Here is a 22020-nt window from a genome sequence, read left to right as displayed (position 1 = left end):
GGAAAATCCAGACTTGCCAGAGATTATTCAAGTATGACAACCAAAGTGCCGGTGATGCGTTATATCCGTATTAACATCGATCCAGCCAGAATTTTTTTTGCTCATGGAACGGTCCAAATCATACATGGAAAGGAAGGAGTAATTTCAATGGCTGGAATCGCAAAGTGGAGACTGGCATGAAAAAAAAGGGATTCATATATGCTTTCCTCATTTTGCTCGGATCGTTTTCGGCAACTGCGGCATGGGCAGACAGAGGAGGTCATTACGGAGGTCACGGGGGCCATTGGCACGGCCCCGGATTGGCTTTCGGACTGGGGGTATTGGGCGGCTATGGCCTGGGTTACTACGGCAGAGGACCCTACTATCCACCTTATTACCGCTACGGGCCGCCGTACGGGTACGCGCCCTACAGCTATCCGGCTTACGGGTTTACCCCCTGGTATGGCTACACGCCCGGCTATGCGTATCCCCCTCTGGCGCCAGTGGTTGTAACGCCGGCACAGCCCCCTGTTTACATTCAGCAGCCGCCGGTGATCCAATCCCAACCCCAGCCGCCGGCGGCCAGTTACTGGCATTATTGCCGCAATCCCGAAGGCTATTATCCCTATGTCAAAAATTGCCCGGAAGGCTGGCTGCAGGTAGCCCCTCAACCCGGTCAATGAGCCAAATCATCATGATCCAATCCATATTCAGGAAATCCCCGGGCTCGGATAAAGCGCGCTGGACGAAGTTATTCCTCCCGCTACTCGCGCTGACTTCGCTCACTGCATGCGTCAGTATGCCAACGGGTCCGAGCATGATGGCACTGCCGGGCACAGGAAGAAGCTTCGACGAGTTCCGCTACGACGACTACCTCTGCCGGCAGTTTGCCCATGATCAGGTGGGAGGGAATACGCCGAGCCGCGCTTCGGTATCCAGCGGGGTGGGAAGCGCCGCCGTAGGGGCTGGAGTAGGGGCTGCGGCTGGCGCTGCCTTGGGAGGTGGACACGGCGCAGCGATTGGAGCCGGTACCGGCGCGTTGGCAGGAAGCCTGGCTGGCATCGGTACCGCGGGAGCCTCGGGTTCGATTTCCCAGGAGCGTTATGACGCCGCCTACGTGCAGTGCATGTACGCCAAGGGACACCAGGTACCGGTATACGGCCAGGTCACGAACACCTATCCAGGAGGTCGTTACACCTCCCCTTCTTATCCGCCTTCTTCCTCTTCCTATCCACCTCCGCCGCCCGCGCCACGGGGAACAGTGAGCATTCCTCCCCCACCGCCCGGCGTTCCTCCCCCACCACCGCCAGGCAAGATACTGAGAGGCATTCAACCTTCCGGGGGTTAATTTCTCAGAAAGCCGGAAAATCCGAGGACTGATCGATATTCAGAGGCGCCTATTAATAGAAAGGACCCCAATGATTCCAGCATAGTTATCGCAAATCGCGGTGCACGTCATTGCAGCTGCCGGATCAACCCGGGTAATTCGGCGAAATCATCGAACCAAATCGGCCGCACCCCAAACTCGAGATATTTTGCGGACTCGGCGGCGATCTCGCTCCTGTCCGGCTCCTTTCCTTTCCTGTCTCGCGGCCATTTCAGCAATGCATAGTGATAGCGCCCCGGGTATTCCGCGAAGGCCTCACGCAGGAGGCCGTTCATCGCTTCATCGGCAAACGAACACCCTATATAAAGCGCAATGCGCACAGGATTCGCCAGAAATTCGTCGTAGACCGCTTCCAATATCCTTGATCGCGGCCCTTTGTACGTCGTGAGGTACTGAGAAGTGGAAAATACAAAGCGCACATTCGTGATCATGAACAGCCGCCGCGGCGAAAAACCGTGAAGATGAAAGATAGGTTCATGCCATGAACTCTTCTGAGCGAGTTCATCCGGATTGCCCCGCAGCTTGTCACCCTTCATCGCCCAGGCAGCGTGCGGTATTTTCTGCTCCGCGAGCGCTTCCGACATTAGTGCATCGATATTGTAGGTGATAATTGAATCCCATCCGGGAAACAAACCAGGGCCGCGCACGGGTACCTCTTGCGCCTGCGCCAGTTCGGCAATAACCCGATGGACTTCGCTTGGCTCTTTCGCACGTGTATAGATGATTTTCGTGAGCAGACGAAAAAGATGCTGGCCGCAAAGATCGTAGCAGACCTGCGCCCCGTGCATGAGCGTCTCGACATCGGTTGAAGAACCTTTGGCCTTGACCTCTGCAAGGACGTTCCTCGCCGTTTGTTCCTGCTCAGCCGTATAGCGCTTCACTTCGCTGACGCGTTGCTCGAAACGCCAGGTTCCGGTTCCGCCCGTGCGCACCGTGCCGTCGGGAAGAAACTCGATAGGCGGCTGAGCCGGATTGTCAGCGGCGGGAACGGACTCGTAGAACTCCAGACCCTTGTCGAGCGTTTCCTCCAGCATCAAACGCACCAGTTCGGGCCAGGAGGGCGCCCCTGCATCCATCGAGACCCCTGCCCCCAGCACGGGCGATAACGTGCTCGAGCCACGAATCAAGCGCAGCAACCCAAGATCGAAATCCCGCACCTGCCATCCCAGGCGATCCCGAATTTCATCCACATAGGGTAGCGCCCGTCGCACCTCCAAGCGGATATCCGGCAGCGGTTTGGATAAGGGAGACGGGCTGCCGCGGTAGATCCCATTGATGTAGCTTTCAAGTTCCAGAAGAGCAGCAGCGGGATCATCATCGGCTGCAAGTTGCGTCAGCAGCGCATCGTTGCCGCCATGCAGCGCTTTCTCCCAGTCAACGTGCTGCTCTGACGAATGAGGGATCAATGATGGGTTCAGTTGCATCTCTGCTTCCTGAGGGGACCAGTGAGCATACAGCGATACTTTTAGCCATGGCAGAACAAGACGTCCCACCGCTATCTTCCACACGGTAAAGCATTACCAATATCAATATAGTTCATTTCCTGATCGAGCTTTGATGCCTCCCATTTATCTTGTCATCACGACGGGAGTGAACCAGCTTATTGAAGCGGAAATCTATGTTGACTGGTTTGCCTGCTTACGATATTCAGGCAAAAGTACGAATCGATACCAGATTACGTCGTGCTGAGCTGGGAAATTTTAGTGACTGTAAACCCGTAGGCTGAGGAGTATTGGAGATGCGAATTCACTATGATCCCGATTATCCGGTGTACCTGACACAGCGTTGTTGCTGAAGGCGACTCTGGATAGTACCGCAACTTACGCGAAGAATATTTTGGATTTCGAAGTCGTGCGTATCTATAAAGTTAAATCTTCACTGATCTGCTTTACCTAGCAGCTATCTGCGCGCCTCAATCGGCTCAAACTCCCGTTCTTCCGGTCCGATGTAATTCGCCGAAGGGCGAATAATCTTTCCGTCCATCCGCTGCTCGATGATGTGGGCAGCCCAGCCGCTGGTGCGGGCAATCGCAAACAGCGGGGTGAACATGGCCGTGGGGATGCCCATCATGTGATAACCCACGGCAGAGTACCAGTCCAGGTTGGGGAACATCTTCTTGATGCTCCACATCACCGTTTCCAACCGCTCGGCCACGTTGAACATCTGCATGTCTCCTGCCTCGGCCGACAGCTTCCTTGCCACTTCGCGAATTACCCGGTTGCGCGGGTCGCCAGCGGTATAGACGGGATGGCCGAAACCGGTGATGATCTCCTTGTTCGTCACTCGACGGCGAATGTCCGCCTCGGCCTCATCCGGGCTGCGATAGCGTGTCTGGATGTCAAATGCAACCTCATTGGCACCCCCGTGTTTGCGGCCGCGCAACGCGCCGATAGCACCCGTTATGGCGGAGTAGAAATCCGATTCCGTCCCTGCAATCACTCGAGCGGTAAAGGTGGAGGCATTGAACTCATGCTCGGCATACAGGATCAGGGAGGCATGCATTGCCTTTATCCAGGATTGGGGGGGTGGCTTGCCGTGCAGGAGGTGCAAAAAATGTCCGCCAATGGAATCGTCATCTGAGTCCAGTCCGATGCGGCGGTCGTGATGAGAATAGTGGTACCAGTACAGCAGCATGGAGCCCATGGAGGCCAGCAGCCGGTCTGCGATGTCCCGCGCACCCTCCACCGTATGTATCTCGGCTTCCGGCAGCACCGTACCCAGCGCGGAAACTCCTGTGCGCAACACATCCATGGGATGAGCGCTTGCAGGTATCGTCTCCAGCAGGGTTTTTACCCTGGCCGGCAGATCGCGCAGCTTTTCCAGTTTCTCCTTGTAGGCGGCGAGCTCGGCCACCGTGGGCAACTTTTCGTACACCAGCAGGTAGGCAATTTCTTCAAATTCGCTGCTTTCCGCTATATCCAGAATGTCATAGCCGCGATAATGCAAATCGTTCCCTGTACGCCCCACGCTGCAAATGGCCGTATTGCCAGCCCGCACCCCGGACAACACCACAGATTTTTTCTTCGGCGCAGTGCTCACAGTGCTTCCATCAGGTTTATTCATTGTCAGATTCATTCATTTTCAGGTTCATTCATTTTCAGGTTCTTCCGGTTTTTCGGGCTTGAACAGAAGATTCAGCTTCTCGTCATAGGCACGGTAGTCGAGAAATTCATACAACTCGGCACGGGTCTGCATGCTCGGGAGCGCGCTTTTTTGCGAGCCTTCCGCGCGTATTGTTCGATATACATTCAACGCAGCGGCACTCATGGCGCGAAATGCGGAAAGTGGATAAAGCACCAGGGAAACATCTGCCTGGGCCAACTCCTTGACTGTATAGAGGGGAGTTGCGCCGAATTCCGTAATGTTGGCCAGGATGGGCACCTTGACCGCTGCCGCAAAGCGCCGGTAGGTTTGCAGGTCAGCCACGGCCTCGGGGAAGATCATGTCCGCGCCCGCCTCCACATAAGCACAGGCCCGATCAATGGCGGCTTGCAGTCCCTCCACCGCGAGTGCATCCGTACGCGCCATGATGACGAAAGCGGGATCGATTCTTGCATCCACCGCAGCGCCAATCCGTTCCATCATTTCCATTTCACTGACCACAGCCTTGCCTGGAAGGTGACCGCAACGCTTGACCTGCACCTGATCTTCGATATGGAGCGCGCCAGCCCCGGCTTTTATCAATGATTTCACAGTACGGCCGATATTGAGAACACCGCCAAAACCGGTATCCGCGTCCACCAGCAACGGCAGATCCGTGATATCGGTAATGCGCCGCACGTCGACCAGCACATCCTCAAGGGTGGAAATGGCAAGATCGGGTACTCCGAGAGATGCCGCAGCCACCCCTCCACCCGAGAGATACAATGCCCTGAAGCCGATACGCTCTGCCATGCGAGCGGCATACGCATTGATGCAGCCTGCGATCTGCAGGGGCATTTCCGCGTCAAGCGCTGCGCGAAAACGGGAACCGGCAGAGGCAGGCATGAAAGGAGAAACGAAGACGGGAGTGCGGCTTATCCAAGCAGATGCTTTATCGACTCGCGCTCTCCCATTAATTCCCGGTAGCTCGCCTGCATCTTCATCCTGCTGAACTCGCTTATTTCCAGGTCGGGCACGATCTTGTATTCACCGCCCTGACAGGTCACGGGGTAACCATAGATAACTCCTTCCGGGATGCCGTAGCTTCCATCCGAAGGAATACCCATGGACACCCAGTCACCTTCGGGAGTGCCCGAAACCCAGTCGCGCATGTGGCAGATTGCGGCGTTGGCCGCGCTGGCCGCACTCGAAGAACCACGCGCCTCGATCACCTCCATGCCGCGCTTCTGTATTACGGGAATGAAACCGGTTTCTATCCATGCCATGTCATTGACGAGGTCAGCGGCATTATGGCCGTCCACCTCGGCATGGCTCAAATCGGGATATTGGGCTGAGGAGTGATTCCCCCATACGATCATCTTTCTCACACTGGAAACCGGCTGGCCGACCTTGACGGCAAGCTGGAACACTGCGCGGTTATGGTCCAGTCGCATCATCGACGAGAAGCTGGTCGGCTTCAGACTCGGCGCATTTTTCATCGTGATATAGGCATTGGTATTGGCGGGATTCCCCACCACCAGGACTTTCACATCGCGCCCGGCAACCTCGTCGAGCGCCTTCCCCTGCGCACGGAATATCGTACCGTTTGCTTCCAGCAGATCCTTGCGTTCCATACCCTTGGTGCGCGGACGGGCACCAACCAGCATGGCGATATTTATGTCGCGAAAAGCCGTTTTGGGGTCGTCGGTAATGGTGATGTCCCTCAGTAATGGAAAGGCACAGTCGTCCAGTTCCATGACAACGCCTTTCAAGGAAGGCAACGATTGAGGAATATCCAGCAATTGCAGAATGACAGGCTGATCCTCGCCAAGCATGTCGCCCGCTGCGATACGAAACAAGAGACTGTAAGCTATCTGGCCGGCGGCGCCGGTTACGGCGACACGGATGGGAGTCTTCATTTTTTCTTATGCTCCTGTAGATATACTACCGAGTAGTAATTTTCCATTGCGTCCTTCAGGCTGTAACGAACCGGACCAGACAGAGAAGCGGAAAAGTGAATCGCACCTCTCAGATGGATAAGTTTGGCAGACAATACTTCGGGAACGGCCCCTACAATCTGCTCCAGGTGCATCGAGCACATTGAACAGGAGCAAAGAAACCGGGACTATAAAAACATTCCCCATCGGTTGTCAATTTCAGTTTATCAATTCCGGTTCAGCATTCGAAGTATCTTCCGCCGGGCCGGAAAGCGGAAAGCGCAGTATGCTCCTTGATGGCTCGCGTGGTTGTATCCCCTGCAATAACGGTCTAAACTTAATCGCAACCTCAACGTGATCACCCTTCGAGTAACAATAACAACAGCGGGATCGAAATTGCCAAAAAAGCGCCCCAAATATCTTGATCTCCTGAAAATCCGGCAGCCCCTGCCCGCAGTGATATCGATCCTGCACCGCATCAGTGGAGCGCTGCTGTTCTTTCCCGGTATTCCTCTCGTCCTTTGCGGTCTCGATATGGCGCTAGGTTCCTCGGAAGACTACGCCCGGCTTCAATCCTTCTTGAACAATCCTATGGCAAAGTTCGGACTGATACTGGCGCTCTGGTTCTTCCTGCATCACTTCTGCGCAGGAATCCGTTATCTTGCGCTGGATCTGCATTACGGCGTAAAACTTGAACAGGCACGGCTAAGCAGCAAAGTGGTTGTGGGAGCGGGAATCGTTCTCACCCTGCTGACCGGCGCTGTAATATGGTAAAGCGTCCAGTGCGGGCGATAACCGGGGCGCATTACGGGCTTCGCGACTGGCTGGCGCAACGCGTCACCGCCGCGGTAATGGCCATCTATATCCTGATGCTGGCAGGGGTGCTGCTGGTTTCCCCCCCGCAGGACTACGCGTCCTTCAAGACACTGTTCGATAACCAGTGGATGCGGGTAGCATCCTTCCTGTTTCTTCTGAGCCTGTTCTGGCATGCATGGATCGGAATGCGCAACATACTGATGGATTACGTTCATCCTGCTGGTATCCGCCTCATTCTGGAAATACTGGTCATACTGTCACTGCTGTCTTATGCCATCTGGTCTGTGGAAATTCTCTGGATAGGTGAAGGATAGCGTGACAGTAGCACGGCGAAAATTCGATGCGGTCATCGTTGGCGCAGGCGGCGGCGGAATGCGCGCAGCGCTGCAATTGTCGGAAGCGGGCCTCAAGGTGGCCGTACTGTCCAAGGTTTTCCCCACCCGCTCCCATACGGTTGCCGCCCAAGGCGGCATCGCCGCGGCGCTCGGAAACGTCACCGAAGACAACTGGCACTGGCACATGTACGACACGGTAAAAGGTTCCGATTATCTCGGCGACCAGGACGCGATCGAATTCATGTGCCGCCAGGCAAGCGAAGTGGTATATGAGCTCGAACATTACGGCATGCCTTTCGACCGGCTGGAAAACGGAAAGATTTACCAGCGCCCTTTCGGGGGGCAATCGCAGAATTTCGGGGGCGCACAGGCAACGCGTTCATGCGCCGTTGCTGACCGCACTGGCCATGCCATGCTGCACACGCTTTATCAGCGCAATGTGCGGGCAAATACCCAGTTTTTTGTCGAATGGATGGGGCTCGATCTCATTCGTGACGAGCATGGTGATGTGTTAGGCGTCTCAGCGCTCGACATCGAAACCGGCGAAGTCATGATCCTGCAGGCAAGAGCGACACTGTTTGCAACCGGCGGGGGAGCACGGATATTCAGTGCCAGCACCAATGCTTTCATCAACACGGGCGACGGTCTGGCGATGGCGGCGCGCGCGGGGGTGCCATTACAGGACATGGAATTCTGGCAGTTTCACCCGACGGGAGTATATGGTGTAGGAATCCTTATCAGCGAGGCGGTGCGTGGGGAAGGCGGTTACCTGCTCAATAAGGACGGCGAGCGTTTCATGGAGCGCTATGCGCCGCATGCGAAAGACCTTGCCAGCCGCGATGTCGTCTCGCGCGCGATGACGACGGAAATCAAGGAAGGGCGCGGATGCGGCAGGGACGCTGATCATCTGCTGCTAAAGCTGGATCATCTGGGAGGGAACGTTATCAAGGCGCGGCTGCCTGGCATACGTGAAATTGCCATAAAGTTTGCTCACGCAGACCCGGTCCAGGAGCCCATTCCGGTAGTCCCCACCGCGCATTACATGATGGGAGGAATTCCGACGAATTTTCATGGTCAGGTAGTAGCGCCCTACAAAACGGGCCCCGAGGAAGTGGTGCAGGGATTCTATGCCGTGGGTGAATGCGCGTGCGTATCCGTGCATGGCGCCAATCGGCTGGGAACCAATTCGCTGCTCGATATACTGGTATTCGGTCGCGCTGCGGGCAACCAGATCATCGAAGACTTGAAAAGGAATACCCATCATAAACATTTACCCGGAGACGCGGCAGACAAGGCGCTCGCCCGACTGGCGCGGCTGGATTCCCGGAAGGACGGCGAGAACGTGGCGCAGGTAGGGGATATGCTGCGCAAGACCATGCAGGCGCATTGCGGCGTATTCCGTTTTGCAGATTTGCTCAAGCAAGGGGTCGATAAAATCTCGGAAGTGGCGGAGCGCGTCAAAAATACCGAGATCAGGGATAAAAGCCGGGTGTTCAATACTGCGCGGGTAGAAGCGCTGGAACTCGATAATCTGGTGGAAGTCGCCCTGGCGACGATGGTTTCGGCCCAAGCCCGCAAGGAAAGCCGGGGGGCCCATGCGCGGGATGACTTTCCCCATCGTGATGACGACAAGTGGCTCAAACACACATTGTATTTCAGCGAAGACCGGCGACTCGATTACAAGCCGGTACGGCTGAAGCCCTTGACGGTCGAATCCTTTCCACCGAAGGCACGAACTTATTAGAAACACGAACCTGCTGGAAACACATATTGCTTAGGGCCAAACCGGAATGAAATCATGAAATTCTCGATCTACCGCTTCGATCCGGACAAGGACGAAAAGCCTTATATGCAGAACTACGAAATCACGCTGGAACCGGCGGACAGGATGCTGCTGGATGCGTTGATACGGATAAAAACCGTGGACGACAGTCTGAGTCTGCGACGTTCCTGCCGGGAAGGCGTATGCGGTTCGGATGCGATGAACATCAACGGCCGGAACGGCCTGGCGTGCATCACTCCCGTGAAAGGCCTGAGGGAACCGGTGGAATTGCGCCCCCTGCCGGGATTGCCGGTGATACGCGATTTGATCGTCGATATGACCCAGTTCTTCAAACAGTATCACTCGATCAAACCCTACCTCATCAATGACGACCCGCCGCCGGAAACCGAAAGGCTCCAGTCTCCCGAGGAAAGGGCGGAACTGGATGGGCTGTACGAATGCATTCTGTGTGCATGCTGTTCTACCGCATGCCCCTCTTTCTGGTGGAATCCCGATAAATACGTGGGACCGGCAGGCCTGCTGCAGGCGTACCGCTTTCTGGCAGACAGCCGGGACCAGGCAACCGCCGAGCGGCTGGATTATCTCGAAGACCCGTACCGCCTTTTCCGCTGCCACTCCATCATGAATTGCACGGATGTATGTCCGAAAGGCTTGAACCCGATGGAAGCGATCAGCCGGATCAAGACCATGATGACCAAGAGAACCATCTGAACGAAGGAATGAAGGAACGCGAGCGCGCACGCTGGCGGTGCCGGCGCGGATTGCTGGAACTGGATGTCGTGCTGCAACGCTTTATGGACAAGCATTATGCCGCGCTCGACGAAGCGGGCATCCGGCAGTTCGAAATGCTGCTGGATTTCCCGGATACCGACTTGTGGCATATGATAGTGCAGAAGGACGAAGACGAAGGAAAGGCAGATCTGCAGCCGGTATTGCGCCTGCTGCAATCAGTTTAGCAAGGAATCTCCTGGGTAAATCAAGATAACGGAAAACAGTGGGAAACGACATGGAACATAAACGTAACGCAATCCTTGATCTGGGTAACGGTGAGCCGCCACTTGAATTTCCGATCCTGGCAGGCACCATGGGGCCTGAAGTTGTTGACATCCGCACGCTTTATAAGAGGGGCCGCGTATTCACCTACGATCCAGGCTTCATGTCCACGGCCAGCAGCAGTTCCAGCATAACTTTTATCGATGGCGACAAGGGAATTCTGCTCTATCGCGGCTACCCCATCGAACAGTTGGCGAAGCAGTGCGATTTCATGGAAGTATGCTACCTGCTGATGAATGGAGAGCTGCCGAATATCGCCCAGAAGGCGTCGTTCGACAAAACCATCAAAGACCACACGATGGTGCATGAACAACTGGCGCGCTTTTATACCGGTTTCAGGCGGGACGCGCATCCCATGGCGGTCATGGTAGGGGTGGTGGGAGCCTTGTCCGCCTTTTATCACGACGCAATGGACATTTCCGACGCGGCTCATCGTGAACTCTCCGCCGTCCGCCTGGTCGCGAAGCTGCCGACCATTACTGCCATGGCCTACAAGTACAATATCGGCCAGCCGTTCATGTATCCCCGCAACAATCTCAATTATGCGGAAAACTTCCTGCACATGATGTTTGCCACTCCGGCGGAGGAGTATCGATCGAATCCGGTACTTGCACGCGCGCTCGACCGTATCCTGATCCTGCATGCCGACCATGAGCAGAATGCCTCCACCTCTACAGTACGCCTCGCCGGTTCTACCGGCGCCAACCCGTTTGCGTGTATTTCCGCCGGGATTGCCTGCCTGTGGGGGCCCGCGCATGGCGGAGCGAACGAAGCCTGCCTGAACATGCTGGAAGAGATCGGCGATGAATCGCGCATTGGCGAATACATTGCCCGCGCCAAAGACCCGGATGATCCTTTCCGGCTGATGGGATTCGGCCATCGGGTATACAGGAATTTCGATCCGCGCGCGACGCTGATGCGCGAAACCTGCCACGAAGTCCTGAATGAACTGGGTTTGCGCGACGATCGTTTATTCAAGCTTGCGCTCAAGCTGGAGAAAATCGCGCTCGAAGATGAATATTTCATTTCCAAAAAACTTTATCCCAACGTCGATTTTTACTCCGGCATCGTGCAGAGGGCGCTGGGTATTCCCGTTTCCATGTTCACCGCGATATTCACCATGGCCCGCACTGTCGGCTGGGTCGCCCAGTGGAGCGAAATGATCGCAGACCCGGAATACAAGATCGGCCGTCCACGCCAGCTTTATACTGGCGCAGCCACACGCGATGTCATTCCCATCGCATCCCGGTTGTAAGCGGACCGTCAAAAGACGAGGTTTCAGGCCATGCTGAAACAGTTACACGACGATTCTCCACTGTTCGGATCCAATGCCTCCTTCGTGGAGGGGCTTTATGCAGCGTATCTGCAGGAACCCTTATCGGTTTCAGCGGAATGGCGTGGATACTTTGACGCGCTTCAAAAGGGGGAAATCCCGGTGGAGTCGGGTAAGCGCCCTGCTCGACCTGCTGCCGCTGCCCAGGGCCTCGAAACGGTGCGGGAAGAACGCCTGCTGACCACCGAGCGCAAGCAGATAGCCGTGCTGCAAATGATAAATGCGTATCGCTTCCTCGGCGTGCGCCATGCCGATCTCGACCCTCTCCAGCACTACGACAAACCGCACGTTCCCGAACTCGATCCGGGTTATTACGGCCTGGCTGAAGCTGACATGAATACGGTATTCGGGACGGGTTCGTTGTTCGGTCCGCCTCGCGCTTCGCTCAGGGAAATTTTGCAGACGCTACATCAGACTTACTGCGGCAAAATCGGTGTCGAGTATATGTATATCACCGATACCGAGCAAAAGCGCTGGATACAGAACCGTATCGAAGGTCCGCGCGCGCAACCCGATTTCGAACCGGAATATAAACGCCATATTCTGGAACGTCTCACAGCGGCGGAAGGCCTGGAAAAGTACCTGCATACACGGTATGTGGGACAGAAGCGATTTTCCGGCGAAGGGGGCGAGAGCATGATTCCGCTGCTGGACAATCTGTTGCAGCGCTCAGGGCAGATGGGCGTGCAGCAACTGGTGATCGGCATGGCGCACCGCGGCCGCCTCAATGTATTGGTCAACACACTCGGCAAGCTGCCGGCCGACCTGTTCCAGGAATTTGAAGGCAAGCATGCGCAGGATCTGACCGAAGGCGACGTCAAATACCACCAGGGCTTTTCCTCCGCGGTTTCCACGCCCGGCGGCATCATGGGCCTCTCCCTGGCCTTCAACCCCTCTCATCTCGAAATCGTGGATCCGGTCGTCCAGGGTTCGGTGCGCGCGCGCCAACACCGCTTGCAGGATAGGGATGGCGATCTGGTGCTACCCGTGCTGCTGCACGGCGATGCCGCCTATTCCGCCCAAGGGGTGGTAATGGAAACATTGAACCTGTCGCAGACGCGCGGCTACGGTACTGGCGGCACGGTGCATATTATTATCAACAATCAGATCGGTTTCACGACCTCCGATCCCCGTGATGCCCGCTCCACGCTTTATTGCACCGACGTATCGAAGATGATTGAAGCTCCGATTTTCCACGTGAACGGGGATGATCCGGAAGCGGTCGTCATGGTGACCGAAATCGCGCTCGATTTCCGCATGCAGTTTCACAAGGATGTGGTCGTGGATATGGTCTGCTACCGCACGCTGGGCCACAACGAGCAGGATGAGCCGATGGTGACCCAGCCGCTGATGTACAAGATCATCGGCCAGCATCCCGGTACGCGCAAGCTTTATGCAGACAAGCTGGAGGCCGAAGGCGTGATCGATAGCGGCACGGCCGATCGGCTGGTAAAGGCGTATCGGGATGACATGGATGCGGGGCGCAATCCCAACAAGACCATCGTCTACGGCTATAAATCCCCCAACGCGGTGGACTGGACGCCGTTTCTGAAAGAAACCGCCTGGGATGCAAAAGTCTCCACCGGATTGCCCCTGGTCGAACTTCGCAAGCTGGCGGAGCGACTCACCGATATCCCCTCGAAATTCAAGTTGCATTCGCGCGTGGAAAAAATCGTCTCCGATCGCCGCCTGATGGGAGAAGGAAAACTGCCGCTGGACTGGGGAATGGCCGAAACTCTCGCCTATGCCGCGCTGTTGAATGACGGATATCCAATCCGCATTTCCGGCCAGGATTCGGGACGCGGTACGTTCTTTCATCGTCACGCAGTCCTGCACGACCAGAACTGTGAAAGGTGGAGTGAAGGGACGTATATTCCATTGCGCCACATCAAACCGGATCAGCCGGACTTCGTGATAATCGACTCTGTATTATCCGAAGAAGCGGTTCTGGCTTTCGAATACGGCTATGCCACCGCTACACCCGATGAGCTGGTGATGTGGGAAGCGCAGTTTGGCGATTTCGCGAATGGCGCCCAGGTTGTGATCGACCAGTTCATCGCATCGGGCCAAGCCAAATGGGGTCGCCTATGCGGTCTGGTGATGATGCTCCCGCACGGCTATGAAGGCCAGGGACCTGAACATTCCTCCGCCCGGCTGGAACGTTATCTGCAACTGTGTGCGCAATACAACATCCAGGTATGCGTTCCCACCACGCCCGCTCAGATGTTTCACCTGCTGCGCCGCCAGATGGTGCGGCCGCTACGAAAGCCTCTCGTCATCATGAGTCCGAAAAGCCTTTTACGCCACAAGGAGTCTGTATCCAGCCTGGAAGATCTGGTCGATGGCGGCTTCCGGAACATCATTTCCGATATGGAGGAACTCGATCCGAAGAAGGTACGGCGGCTGATCGCCTGCAGCGGAAAGGTTTACTTCGATCTTGCGGCGCATCGGCGCAAGAACAAGATCGAGGATGTTGCCATTATCCGCATCGAACAACTATATCCGTTTCCGCATGATGACTTCCAGGCCGAAGTCGAGCGCTATCCGCACGCCAGAGACATTCTCTGGTGCCAGGAAGAACCCCGCAATCAGGGGGCGTGGCACCGTATCCAGCACTACCTGCTGCGTCACAAGCGCGCGGATCAGGTCCTCGGGGAGTCGCTGCGCCCCTCGTCGGCCTCTCCGGCGGCGGGCTATCTGGTGAAACACAACGAACAGCAGAACGAGTTGATCGTATCTGCGTTTCGCGAAAGAATCTGAATACTTGGAGGCAGAGGAAGAATATGCGCGTCGATATCAAAGTTCCCGCGTTATCCGAATCAGTGGCCCAGGCAACGCTCCTTTCCTGGCACAAAAAGGAAGGGGAGCATGTTGAGCGTGACGAAAATCTGATCGACGTCGAAACTGATAAAGTCGTGATGGAGTTGCCAGCTCCCGCTACGGGAACACTGGCGAAAATCATCAAGGGAGACGGAGCAACGGTGACTGGCGGGGAAGTCATCGCCATGATAGATACCGAAGCAGGTGCGACAAAGGATAACACTCCGGCAGCTTCAACCGCAGCCCCAAGCAAGTCCAAAGTAACCGAATCCGGAGCAGCGCCTTCTGCCGCCGAAGCCAGGCCGGCCAAAAAAGAGGCAGAAGCTGCTCCGCCTTCCGCAACTGCCCCGGCTTCCACAACCGCCGCGGAAGTTCCGGGAATGATGCCTGCCGCGCAAAAACTGGCTGCGCAGGAAAATCTGGCGCCGGAAGAAATTCGCGCACTCAAAGGCAGCGGTCGCGATGGTCGCATCACCAAGGAAGACGTGGCGGCTTATGTAGAACAAAAACGCTCGACAGCCAATATCGCCCCCGCGCCTTCTCCTGCGGTTCCGCAAGTTCCGGCAGCTCCCCCTCCCTCCCCTGCCCCGCCCGTTTCACCCGCCCCTGAGTCCGCGCCCCGGATGGCTGAAGACAAGGCTGAGGGAAAACGCAGCGAAAAAAGAGTACCCATGTCGCGCCTGCGTGCGCGCATCGCGGAACGTCTGGTGCAGTCGCAATCCACCGCCGCCATCCTTACCACATTCAACGAAGTCAACATGCAGGCGATCATGGATTTGCGCGCCCGCTACAAGGACAAATTTGAAAAGGAGCATGGCGTCAAACTCGGTCTCACCTCATTCTTTGTCAAAGCGGCGGTGGCGGCGCTCAAAAAATTTCCCATCGTCAACGCTTCAGTGGACGGCAACGATATCGTCTATCACGAATACTATGATATCGGCATTGCGGTGAGCAGTGCACGCGGGCTGGTCGTCCCCATTATTCGCAATGCGGATTCCTTGTCCCAGGCGGAAATTGAAAGGCAGGTCACCGATTTTGGCCGCCGCGCGCAGGACGGCAAACTGACCATCGAGGAATTGACCGGCGGCACTTTCTCGATCACCAATGGCGGCGTCTTCGGTTCGATGCTTTCCACCCCCATCATCAATCCCCCGCAGAGCGCCATTCTTGGCATTCACGCAACCAAGGAGCGCCCGGTGGTCGAAAACGGCCAAATCGTGATTCGTCCGATATGCTATCTGGCGCTATCCTATGACCATCGCATCATAGACGGGCGGGAAGCCGTGCTTTCCCTGGTAGCGATGAAGGAAGCGCTCGAATATCCCATGAGCCCCCTGCTTGAGAGCTGAGATTGCGCGGGTACAGGTCTGCGCAGCCGGCGTCTTTCCGTTTTACATTCCTTTTGCATTCCTTGCTTAAACAATAAAGAGAAAATATGTCTCAATCTTTTGATGTGGCTGTAATCGGCGCCGGTCCGGGTGGTTATGTGGCGGCAATTCGTTGTGCGCAACTGGGCCTTAAAACCGTTTGTATCGATGAATGGAAAAATCCGCAGGACAAACCCAGCCTCGGCGGAACCTGTCTGAATGTCGGCTGCATCCCCTCAAAGGCATTGCTGGAATCCTCGGAGAATTACGAGCGCGCCGCCCGCAAATTCTCTGCCCATGGCATCAAAGTGGAGGGTCTGTCCATAGACATTCCGGCGATGATAGGCCGCAAGGACAAGATCGTAGCAAACTTCACCGGCGGCGTTGCCATGCTGCTGAAGAAGAACAAAGTCGCATCCATGCATGGGCGGGCGACGCTGCTCAAGCGCGACAGGGATAACGAAGCCGATCGTGAACTCTGGCAGATTGAAATCAGGAATGGAGACAAGGTGGAGACTGTAGGAGCCGAGCATGTCATCATCGCTACAGGTTCAGTGCCTCGTCAATTAGACGCCGCGCCCGTGGACAATGAACGGATACTGGACAATGCAGGGGCGCTGGCGTTGACCGAAACGCCGAAACGGCTGGGAGTGATCGGCGGAGGAGTCATCGGCCTGGAAATGGGGAGTGTATGGCGCAGGCTGGGTGCGGAGGTGACTATCCTGGAAGCCTTGCCCGGGTTTCTCATGAGCGCGGACGAACAGGTGGCTAAGGAAGCGCGAAAAATCTTCAGCCGGGAACTGGGTCTGGTTATAAATACCGGCGTCAAAATAAGCGGCATTACCTCGGGACAGGATAACGTCACGGTGGAGTATTCCGATGTCGACGGAAACCCGCAAAAACTCGAGGTGGATAAACTGATTGTTGCCGTCGGGCGAGTGCCTAATACTACCGGACTGGGTGCAGAAAACGTAGGATTAAAGTTGGACGAGCGCGAGCGTATCGAGGTGGATGTCCACTGCCGCACCAATCTGCCTAATATATATGCGGTGGGAGATGTGGTGCGCGGTCCCATGCTGGCACATAAAGCTTCCGAAGAAGGTGTGGCGGTTGCAGAAATGATTGCAGGACAGGCTGGTCATCTAAATCTTGACGCAATCCCCTGGGTTATCTATACCTCACCCGAAATCGCCTGGGTGGGCAAGACTGAACAGGAGTTGAAAGCAGCCGGGGTGGAATATAAAGCCGGACAATTCCCTTTCATGGCAAATGGGCGTGCACGCGCACTGGGAGAAACCGGTGGATTCGTCAAAGTGCTTGCGGATGCAGATACTGATCGTATTCTTGGTATTCACATGATTGGTCCCTACGTTTCCGAATTGATTGCCGAGGCTGTGGTGGCAATGGAATTCGCAGCGAGCAGCGAAGATATCGCGCGCATCGTCCACGCACACCCTTCTCTGTCAGAAGTCGTGCATGAGGCCGCACTGGCGGTGGATAAGCGGGCGATACATATTTAAGAGGACGGAGCACAGTCCCAAAGAAAGATCGGGAGGTACTTCAAGGCCACGGAAGATGTTCAACCGTGGCCTTCAGGTATTCCCTGATTAATTTGGCGAACGAACAAACGAGCGTCGGGCACGTGATCCAGGCTATGCGACGCTGAGACACGGTACGCGACTGAAGCACTAACGGTCCTTCCGATTTTTCGCAGCGTCCATTTTCGTGCCCGGCTGTCCGGGTGCGCGAGCGATCGGCAGATGCCAGCCGTGTCGGATGGCAGCCAGGCGCAGGCCAAAGCAGAGAGCCGCGCCGGTGCATGTCGTTGCAACGGACGGAAATCGTAGCGCATCGCCAATTACTACCACGGCCGCTCCAGCAAGGGCGGCGAGAGCATAAATATCGGATCGCAAGACAACAGGCACATCAGACAGAAGCACATCGCGCACCATGCCACCGCCGATTCCAGTCAACATGCCCAGCAGGGCCGCCATGACCGGATCGAGACCGAAGAAGATGGCCTTCTGCGCGCCGGAAACGCAGAACACTGCTAGACCAGCACCGTCGAATATAAGTACGGCGCTGCGTAGCCGATTGATCGCGGGATACCAGAAAAACGTGAAAACGCCGGCAGAAAGTGAGACCGCCAGATAGCGCCAGTCGCTGATTGCCGCAGGTGGAGTTGCACCGATCAGCAAATCGCGGAAGATTCCCCCGGAACTGGATGCAGCGAACGACAACACCAGAACTCCGAAAAGATCAAGTCGGCGCTCGACACCAGCCGCCGCTCCGCTCAAAGCGAAAACGAAGGTGCCGACAAGATCGAGCGCCAGCACGAGGGTCTTCATTGCAGCATCCACGTCAAAAGCAGCGGGAGGAAACACCTTATGGTCTCAGCTCCTGGTGCTGCGACTCATGCTGAAGCCAAGCCAGGGCGCCAATGACCATCGTTTCCACGCCAGTTTCCAGAGTGGGATGCATTACTGGTGCAAAGTATGGACTGTGGTTCGTTGGAATCTTGTTGATTTCACCTGCGGCCTTGGCTTTCGCGTAAAGGTCGGGATCGGTACCTCCGACGAACCAGAACACGGAAGGGACACCCCACTCGGTTCCGAACAACCCGAAATCCTCGCTCGCCGACGCCGCATCGACTTGCCGCACGCGGTCGGCTGAGAAATATTGACGGAAAGCATCGGCGACGCGGCCGCTTGCATCGGCATCGTTGACTCCTAGAGGGTAGTGTTCCAGCGTCGTAATCTCGGGCGGCCGGGGGGCTCCCGAAGCTGCAGCCTCTGCATTGGCGATACGCTCGATGGCGGCAAGTACACGCTTGCGCACATCCGCATCAAAGGTGCGTACATTCAGCTTGATGACCGCCTCGTCGGGTATCACATTTTCCTTGGTGCCCGCCTGCAACGCGCCAATGGTAACGACAGCGGCCTCGGCAGCAGCAAGTTCACGCGAGACAATGGTCTGCAGGCGCATTACAGTCGCGGCAGCCATGACAACCGGATCGATGCTTGCCTGCGGCATTGATCCGTGCGCCCCACGCCCAAACAGGCGGATCTGCAGGCTGTCGGCAGCGGAAGTGATGGATCCGGCACGGCCGCCAATATTGCCCGCCGGCCCCACCATGACGTGTTGGCCAAGCACGACATCCGGCATTGGAAAACGGTTGAACAGTCCATCGTCGATCATGGCTTGGGCGCCTTCCGCAGTCTCTTCAGCCGGCTGGAAGACTGCCATCAACGTGCCGCCCCATGTATTACGCGCCTGCGCGAGCAGCGTGGTCGCACCGACGAGCCAGGCAACGTGCATGTCATGGCCGCAAGCGTGCATGACCGGGACCGTTTTACCCTCGTGATTCGTGGCCTTGACCTTGCTGGCATAGGGAAGCCCGGTCATTTCCTCGATGGGTAGTGCATCCATGTCGGCACGCAGCATGACGGTCGGCCCGTCGCCGTTGCGCAGCAATCCCACGACACCCGTCTTCCCAACCCTCGTCGTCACGTCATACCCAGCCGCGCGAAGTCGTTCCGCGACTAGGCTTGCGGTACGCGATTCCTGCATCGACAGCTCCGGATGGGCATGCACGTCGGTATATAACGCCTCCAGATCCGGCAGCAGGTTCTGAAGCCCCGCTAGTACCTTTCCAAGAGAGCTCGCTGGTTGCGTGTTCATGCTGAATTCCTTCGTTAAATTGCTGCAAGACTCGCAGAAGTCTTAAAAAATCCCCTTCGACAAACTGGTGAAATTCTATACGCTCGATCAGATCAATCAAATGGCCGACACACCCATCTCCTAGCGCAGCTTTAATCCGTCTTCGTTCTAATCCATCCATTGTCGACCCTGATCACACTCCTTTATGCAAGAGGACCCGCCTGCAGAGCAAAACGTGAAACCAAGAGATGGGTAATTCACGCAAGCGATTCAGTGAATGAATTTGAAACCGGTATCGGTACCGTTCCCCAGAACGTATCCTAGCTGGATATTGAAGTAACCCAGTGCCTCGAGCTGACGGGCATTGCGCAGACCGCCTGCATCCATCGCGTCGAAACCAATCGCCCTTCCCAACTCCAGCACTGTATTACGCGCCTGCTTGTCATCGCTTGCCGCAAACATGATCAACTGCCGGCCCGCCCTATGCCGGATCCCGCACCCGTCACAATAACTGTCTTGTCTTTCATAGCACGTTATTTACCTATGGGGCAGCTCAGGAGACTATCCACACCAGGGGGGCCAAAGCTCCAGCCCAGCGCCGAGAAGAAGAATACGAATACCATGAACGTAATAGTCATGCCCTTAAAGTAGTTATTCGGTGCGATCACCCACATAGAACATTTAATAATCGGGGGCTGGGTGCGCCAACTATCGGTTGACGGGATAGGAGAACTGGGGTGAATTGGTTCGCTAGTAGCGATCCAAATCGTTGGATACATCATTTACGACGGTCCCACTGTCAATACGTCCAAGCAACACGCGGTCGGCTGCGCGAAAGTATTGTATTCGTCTCCATAGTGGGTCTCGCAAAGAGCCGTGTTGGTCTTCTCCGGAGTTGGAGGTGAATCGTGACTGAAGCCAAAAGGAAGGCTTACACACTCAAGGTTCGGTCTTTGTTCGTTCATGATCCGCTGCATCCATCACGTTTCCATCTTTGGGTGTGGACTTGTTTTCCTGCCTGCCCGTTTCCATTTGTCCTCTGATACGGTCAGCCTCCACCACCCATCCACCTCCGAGCGATTTATAGAGATCGACAAGAGAATTGAATACCCGTCCCCGGGTTTGAGCCTGGGTGGTTTCAGCTTCGAAGAGGGTGCGTTGGGCATCAAGGACTTCGATGAAGCTGATATAGCCTTCGTCATAACGCAGCTGCGCCATCTCGAGATACGTGCGCGACGCCTCCACCCGCCGGGTTTGAGCTGCCAGTTCCGCTCGATTCTTCTGCACGGCTATGAGGGAATCCTCAACTTCCCGAAACGCAATCTGGATTGCGCGCTGGTAACCTACGAGTGCCTGTTCGTGCCGTGCTTCCGCCTGTTTCACCTGGCCTGCGATGCCTCCTGCGGTAAAGATCGGTACCGAAGTCAGTACGCCAAATGCTGCCATGTAGGCTGGTCCGGTAAACAGGGTTGCAAGCTGGGTGCTCGCGACTCCCAGCACGCCTGTGAGTGAAATTCGCGGGAAGTAAAGGGCACGGGCAGCACCGATTTGGGCATTGGCCGAGATCAGGTTCTGCTCGGCCTCACGGAGATCAGGGCGTCGCATCAGGAGTTCCGATGGAAGACCGGCGGATACCATGGGAAGTTCGAGCTTTGCGAGTTCGCGGCCCCGTGCAATCGGACCGGGATTGCGACCGAGCAATACTGCGAGTGCGTTCTCCTGCTGGGCGATGCTGGATTCAAGCGGGGGTATGGCGGCTACTGCGGTTTCATATTGTGACTCAATTTGAGCAAGCTCCAGTTGTGAAATCACGCCACCTTCGTAGCGCATCCGGAACACTTCCAGCGTGTCCCTTCGAGTGGCTGCAGTAGCCCGCGCGATCTCCAGTTGCCGATCCAGGATCAGGAGATTGATGTAGGATGAGGCCACCGAGGTGACCAGGGTCAATATCGTAGCGCGTCGCGCCGCCTCGGAGGCAAACAGCTGATGGCGCGCCGCCTCCGAGAGACGCCTGATGCGGCCCCAGATATCAATTTCCCAGTTCGCATTTATGGATACCTGGTAATAGCTATAGTAAGGGTCAATGCCCCCCAGACCTCTTGGCCACACGAAGGCTGTCGAGCGCAACCTCTCCGCTGAGGCATCTCCCCCGATCTGCGGAAACAGTTCCGAGCGAGTGGCGCCATAGCGGCCCTGGAATTCTTCTATACGCGCAGTGGCGATGCGTATGTCCTTGTTCTCAACAAGCGCGATCCTGATCAGTTCATTGAGAATGGGGTCTCCGAATTGCTCCCACCAGGCGGTATCGGCAATATCTCTCGCGACTTTCTCTCCGAAACGGTATTTCTCCATTGTTTCTATTTCTGGCCGCCGGTAATTTGGACCAAACATGCAGCTTTGCAGTACAAGAACCAGGGGAAGCAGGAATGCAAGTAGTGTCAGCCGGGATCGCATGTCAGTCTCCCGGGG

General features: G+C 56.2%; 19 protein-coding genes. 11 read left to right on the top strand and 8 right to left on the bottom strand.

The genetic code is table 11. The features are described from left to right. The first annotated feature begins 176 nt into the window (after window positions 1–176). Together NMUL_RS04605 and NMUL_RS04600 are read left to right on the top strand one after the other, a co-directional pair. Window positions 177–662 carry a hypothetical protein gene (locus tag NMUL_RS04605; RefSeq protein ID WP_011380217.1) on the top strand — a complete coding sequence of 162 codons (486 nt, stop codon included), beginning with the start codon at window positions 177–179 and terminating at the stop codon, window positions 660–662. Window positions 663–778: 116 nt separating this feature from the next. Continuing rightward, on the top strand, window positions 779–1327 hold the full coding sequence (locus tag NMUL_RS04600) for a glycine zipper family protein (protein WP_080557708.1): 549 nt from the start codon (window positions 779–781) through the stop codon (window positions 1325–1327). Window positions 1328–1434: 107 nt separating this feature from the next. Here NMUL_RS04600 and NMUL_RS04595 read toward each other — a convergent pair whose 3' ends face one another. The 4 genes from NMUL_RS04595 to NMUL_RS04580 form a co-directional block, all read right to left on the bottom strand. After that, window positions 1435–2859, bottom strand: a complete 1425-nt coding sequence (locus NMUL_RS04595; RefSeq protein WP_146063182.1) for an SIR2 family NAD-dependent protein deacylase — start codon at window positions 2857–2859, stop codon at window positions 1435–1437. Window positions 2860–3265: 406 nt separating this feature from the next. Then, window positions 3266–4429, bottom strand: a complete 1164-nt coding sequence (prpC, locus tag NMUL_RS04590) for a bifunctional 2-methylcitrate synthase/citrate synthase (protein ID WP_167535555.1) — start codon at window positions 4427–4429, stop codon at window positions 3266–3268. Between the two features lie 24 nt (window positions 4430–4453). After that, window positions 4454–5353, bottom strand: a complete 900-nt coding sequence (gene prpB, locus NMUL_RS04585) for a methylisocitrate lyase (protein WP_011380213.1) — start codon at window positions 5351–5353, stop codon at window positions 4454–4456. 29 nt (window positions 5354–5382) lie between these two features. Next, a complete protein-coding gene (locus tag NMUL_RS04580) occupies window positions 5383–6366 on the bottom strand; it encodes a malate dehydrogenase (protein WP_011380212.1) in 984 nt (327 codons plus the stop codon). A 414-nt stretch (window positions 6367–6780) separates the two neighbouring features. On the opposite strand from NMUL_RS04580, the gene sdhC reads away from it, so the two are divergent. From sdhC to lpdA, 9 genes are all read left to right on the top strand, one after another. Continuing rightward, window positions 6781–7158, top strand: coding sequence for a succinate dehydrogenase, cytochrome b556 subunit (gene sdhC, locus NMUL_RS04575; protein ID WP_011380211.1), 378 nt, complete (start codon window positions 6781–6783; stop codon window positions 7156–7158). Continuing rightward, window positions 7152–7514 (top strand): succinate dehydrogenase, hydrophobic membrane anchor protein, encoded by a 363-nt coding sequence (gene sdhD / locus NMUL_RS04570; RefSeq protein ID WP_011380210.1) that lies wholly within the window; start codon window positions 7152–7154, stop codon window positions 7512–7514. The genes sdhC and sdhD overlap by 7 nt, the downstream gene beginning before the upstream one ends. 1 nt (window position 7515) lies before the next feature. Further along, entirely contained in the window at window positions 7516–9279 is a 1764-nt protein-coding gene (gene sdhA, locus NMUL_RS04565) for a succinate dehydrogenase flavoprotein subunit (RefSeq protein WP_011380209.1), read from the top strand. Window positions 9280–9333: 54 nt separating this feature from the next. Then, window positions 9334–10029, top strand: coding sequence for a succinate dehydrogenase iron-sulfur subunit (locus NMUL_RS04560; RefSeq protein ID WP_011380208.1), 696 nt, complete (start codon window positions 9334–9336; stop codon window positions 10027–10029). 8 nt (window positions 10030–10037) lie between these two features. After that, complete coding sequence (locus tag NMUL_RS04555) at window positions 10038–10274, top strand: succinate dehydrogenase assembly factor 2 (protein WP_011380207.1); 237 nt, start codon at window positions 10038–10040, stop codon at window positions 10272–10274. 50 nt (window positions 10275–10324) lie between these two features. Next, window positions 10325–11626 (top strand): citrate synthase, encoded by a 1302-nt coding sequence (gene gltA, locus NMUL_RS04550; RefSeq protein WP_011380206.1) that lies wholly within the window; start codon window positions 10325–10327, stop codon window positions 11624–11626. Between the two features lie 30 nt (window positions 11627–11656). Beyond that, window positions 11657–14464, top strand: a complete 2808-nt coding sequence (locus tag NMUL_RS04545) for a 2-oxoglutarate dehydrogenase E1 component (RefSeq protein ID WP_011380205.1) — start codon at window positions 11657–11659, stop codon at window positions 14462–14464. A gap of 23 nt (window positions 14465–14487) precedes the next feature. Beyond that, window positions 14488–15873: a 2-oxoglutarate dehydrogenase complex dihydrolipoyllysine-residue succinyltransferase gene (odhB, locus tag NMUL_RS04540; RefSeq protein WP_011380204.1), complete on the top strand. Its 1386-nt coding sequence runs from the start codon at window positions 14488–14490 to the stop codon at window positions 15871–15873. Between the two features lie 86 nt (window positions 15874–15959). After that, window positions 15960–17411, top strand: a complete 1452-nt coding sequence (gene lpdA, locus NMUL_RS04535) for a dihydrolipoyl dehydrogenase (RefSeq protein WP_011380203.1) — start codon at window positions 15960–15962, stop codon at window positions 17409–17411. A 168-nt stretch (window positions 17412–17579) separates the two neighbouring features. Here the strand turns inward: lpdA and NMUL_RS04530 are convergent, their stop codons facing one another. From NMUL_RS04530 to NMUL_RS04515, 4 genes are all read right to left on the bottom strand, one after another. Beyond that, window positions 17580–18275, bottom strand: coding sequence for a trimeric intracellular cation channel family protein (locus NMUL_RS04530; RefSeq protein ID WP_011380202.1), 696 nt, complete (start codon window positions 18273–18275; stop codon window positions 17580–17582). A gap of 1 nt (window position 18276) precedes the next feature. Beyond that, entirely contained in the window at window positions 18277–19572 is a 1296-nt protein-coding gene (locus NMUL_RS04525; protein WP_011380201.1) for a M20 family metallopeptidase, read from the bottom strand. Window positions 19573–19821: 249 nt separating this feature from the next. Further along, window positions 19822–20013, bottom strand: coding sequence for an NAD(P)-binding domain-containing protein (locus tag NMUL_RS04520; RefSeq protein ID WP_041352386.1), 192 nt, complete (start codon window positions 20011–20013; stop codon window positions 19822–19824). Window positions 20014–20490: 477 nt separating this feature from the next. Beyond that, complete coding sequence (locus NMUL_RS04515) at window positions 20491–22005, bottom strand: efflux transporter outer membrane subunit (protein WP_011380200.1); 1515 nt, start codon at window positions 22003–22005, stop codon at window positions 20491–20493. Window positions 22006–22020 lie beyond the last annotated feature (15 nt).

Source organism: Nitrosospira multiformis ATCC 25196 (genome assembly GCF_000196355.1).
GTDB lineage: Bacteria > Pseudomonadota > Gammaproteobacteria > Burkholderiales > Nitrosomonadaceae > Nitrosospira > Nitrosospira multiformis.
This window is presented reverse-complemented; position numbering and strand designations above follow the sequence as displayed.

What these genes read in the sequence shown, in the direction of transcription:
- NMUL_RS04605 (WP_011380217.1), top strand. Translation starts at nt 177, where the DNA reads ATGAAAAAAAAGGGATTCATATATGCTTTCCTCATTTTGCTCGGATCG.
- NMUL_RS04600 (WP_080557708.1), top strand. Translation starts at nt 779, where the DNA reads ATGCCAACGGGTCCGAGCATGATGGCACTGCCGGGCACAGGAAGAAGC.
- prpC (WP_167535555.1), bottom strand. Translation starts at nt 4,429, where the DNA reads ATGAATAAACCTGATGGAAGCACTGTGAGCACTGCGCCGAAGAAAAAA.
- prpB (WP_011380213.1), bottom strand. Translation starts at nt 5,353, where the DNA reads ATGCCTGCCTCTGCCGGTTCCCGTTTTCGCGCAGCGCTTGACGCGGAA.
- NMUL_RS04580 (WP_011380212.1), bottom strand. Translation starts at nt 6,366, where the DNA reads ATGAAGACTCCCATCCGTGTCGCCGTAACCGGCGCCGCCGGCCAGATA.
- sdhD (WP_011380210.1), top strand. Translation starts at nt 7,152, where the DNA reads ATGGTAAAGCGTCCAGTGCGGGCGATAACCGGGGCGCATTACGGGCTT.
- NMUL_RS04560 (WP_011380208.1), top strand. Translation starts at nt 9,334, where the DNA reads ATGAAATTCTCGATCTACCGCTTCGATCCGGACAAGGACGAAAAGCCT.
- NMUL_RS04555 (WP_011380207.1), top strand. Translation starts at nt 10,038, where the DNA reads ATGAAGGAACGCGAGCGCGCACGCTGGCGGTGCCGGCGCGGATTGCTG.
- gltA (WP_011380206.1), top strand. Translation starts at nt 10,325, where the DNA reads ATGGAACATAAACGTAACGCAATCCTTGATCTGGGTAACGGTGAGCCG.
- NMUL_RS04545 (WP_011380205.1), top strand. Translation starts at nt 11,657, where the DNA reads ATGCTGAAACAGTTACACGACGATTCTCCACTGTTCGGATCCAATGCC.
- odhB (WP_011380204.1), top strand. Translation starts at nt 14,488, where the DNA reads ATGCGCGTCGATATCAAAGTTCCCGCGTTATCCGAATCAGTGGCCCAG.
- lpdA (WP_011380203.1), top strand. Translation starts at nt 15,960, where the DNA reads ATGTCTCAATCTTTTGATGTGGCTGTAATCGGCGCCGGTCCGGGTGGT.
- NMUL_RS04525 (WP_011380201.1), bottom strand. Translation starts at nt 19,572, where the DNA reads ATGAACACGCAACCAGCGAGCTCTCTTGGAAAGGTACTAGCGGGGCTT.
- NMUL_RS04520 (WP_041352386.1), bottom strand. Translation starts at nt 20,013, where the DNA reads ATGTTTGCGGCAAGCGATGACAAGCAGGCGCGTAATACAGTGCTGGAG.
- NMUL_RS04515 (WP_011380200.1), bottom strand. Translation starts at nt 22,005, where the DNA reads ATGCGATCCCGGCTGACACTACTTGCATTCCTGCTTCCCCTGGTTCTT.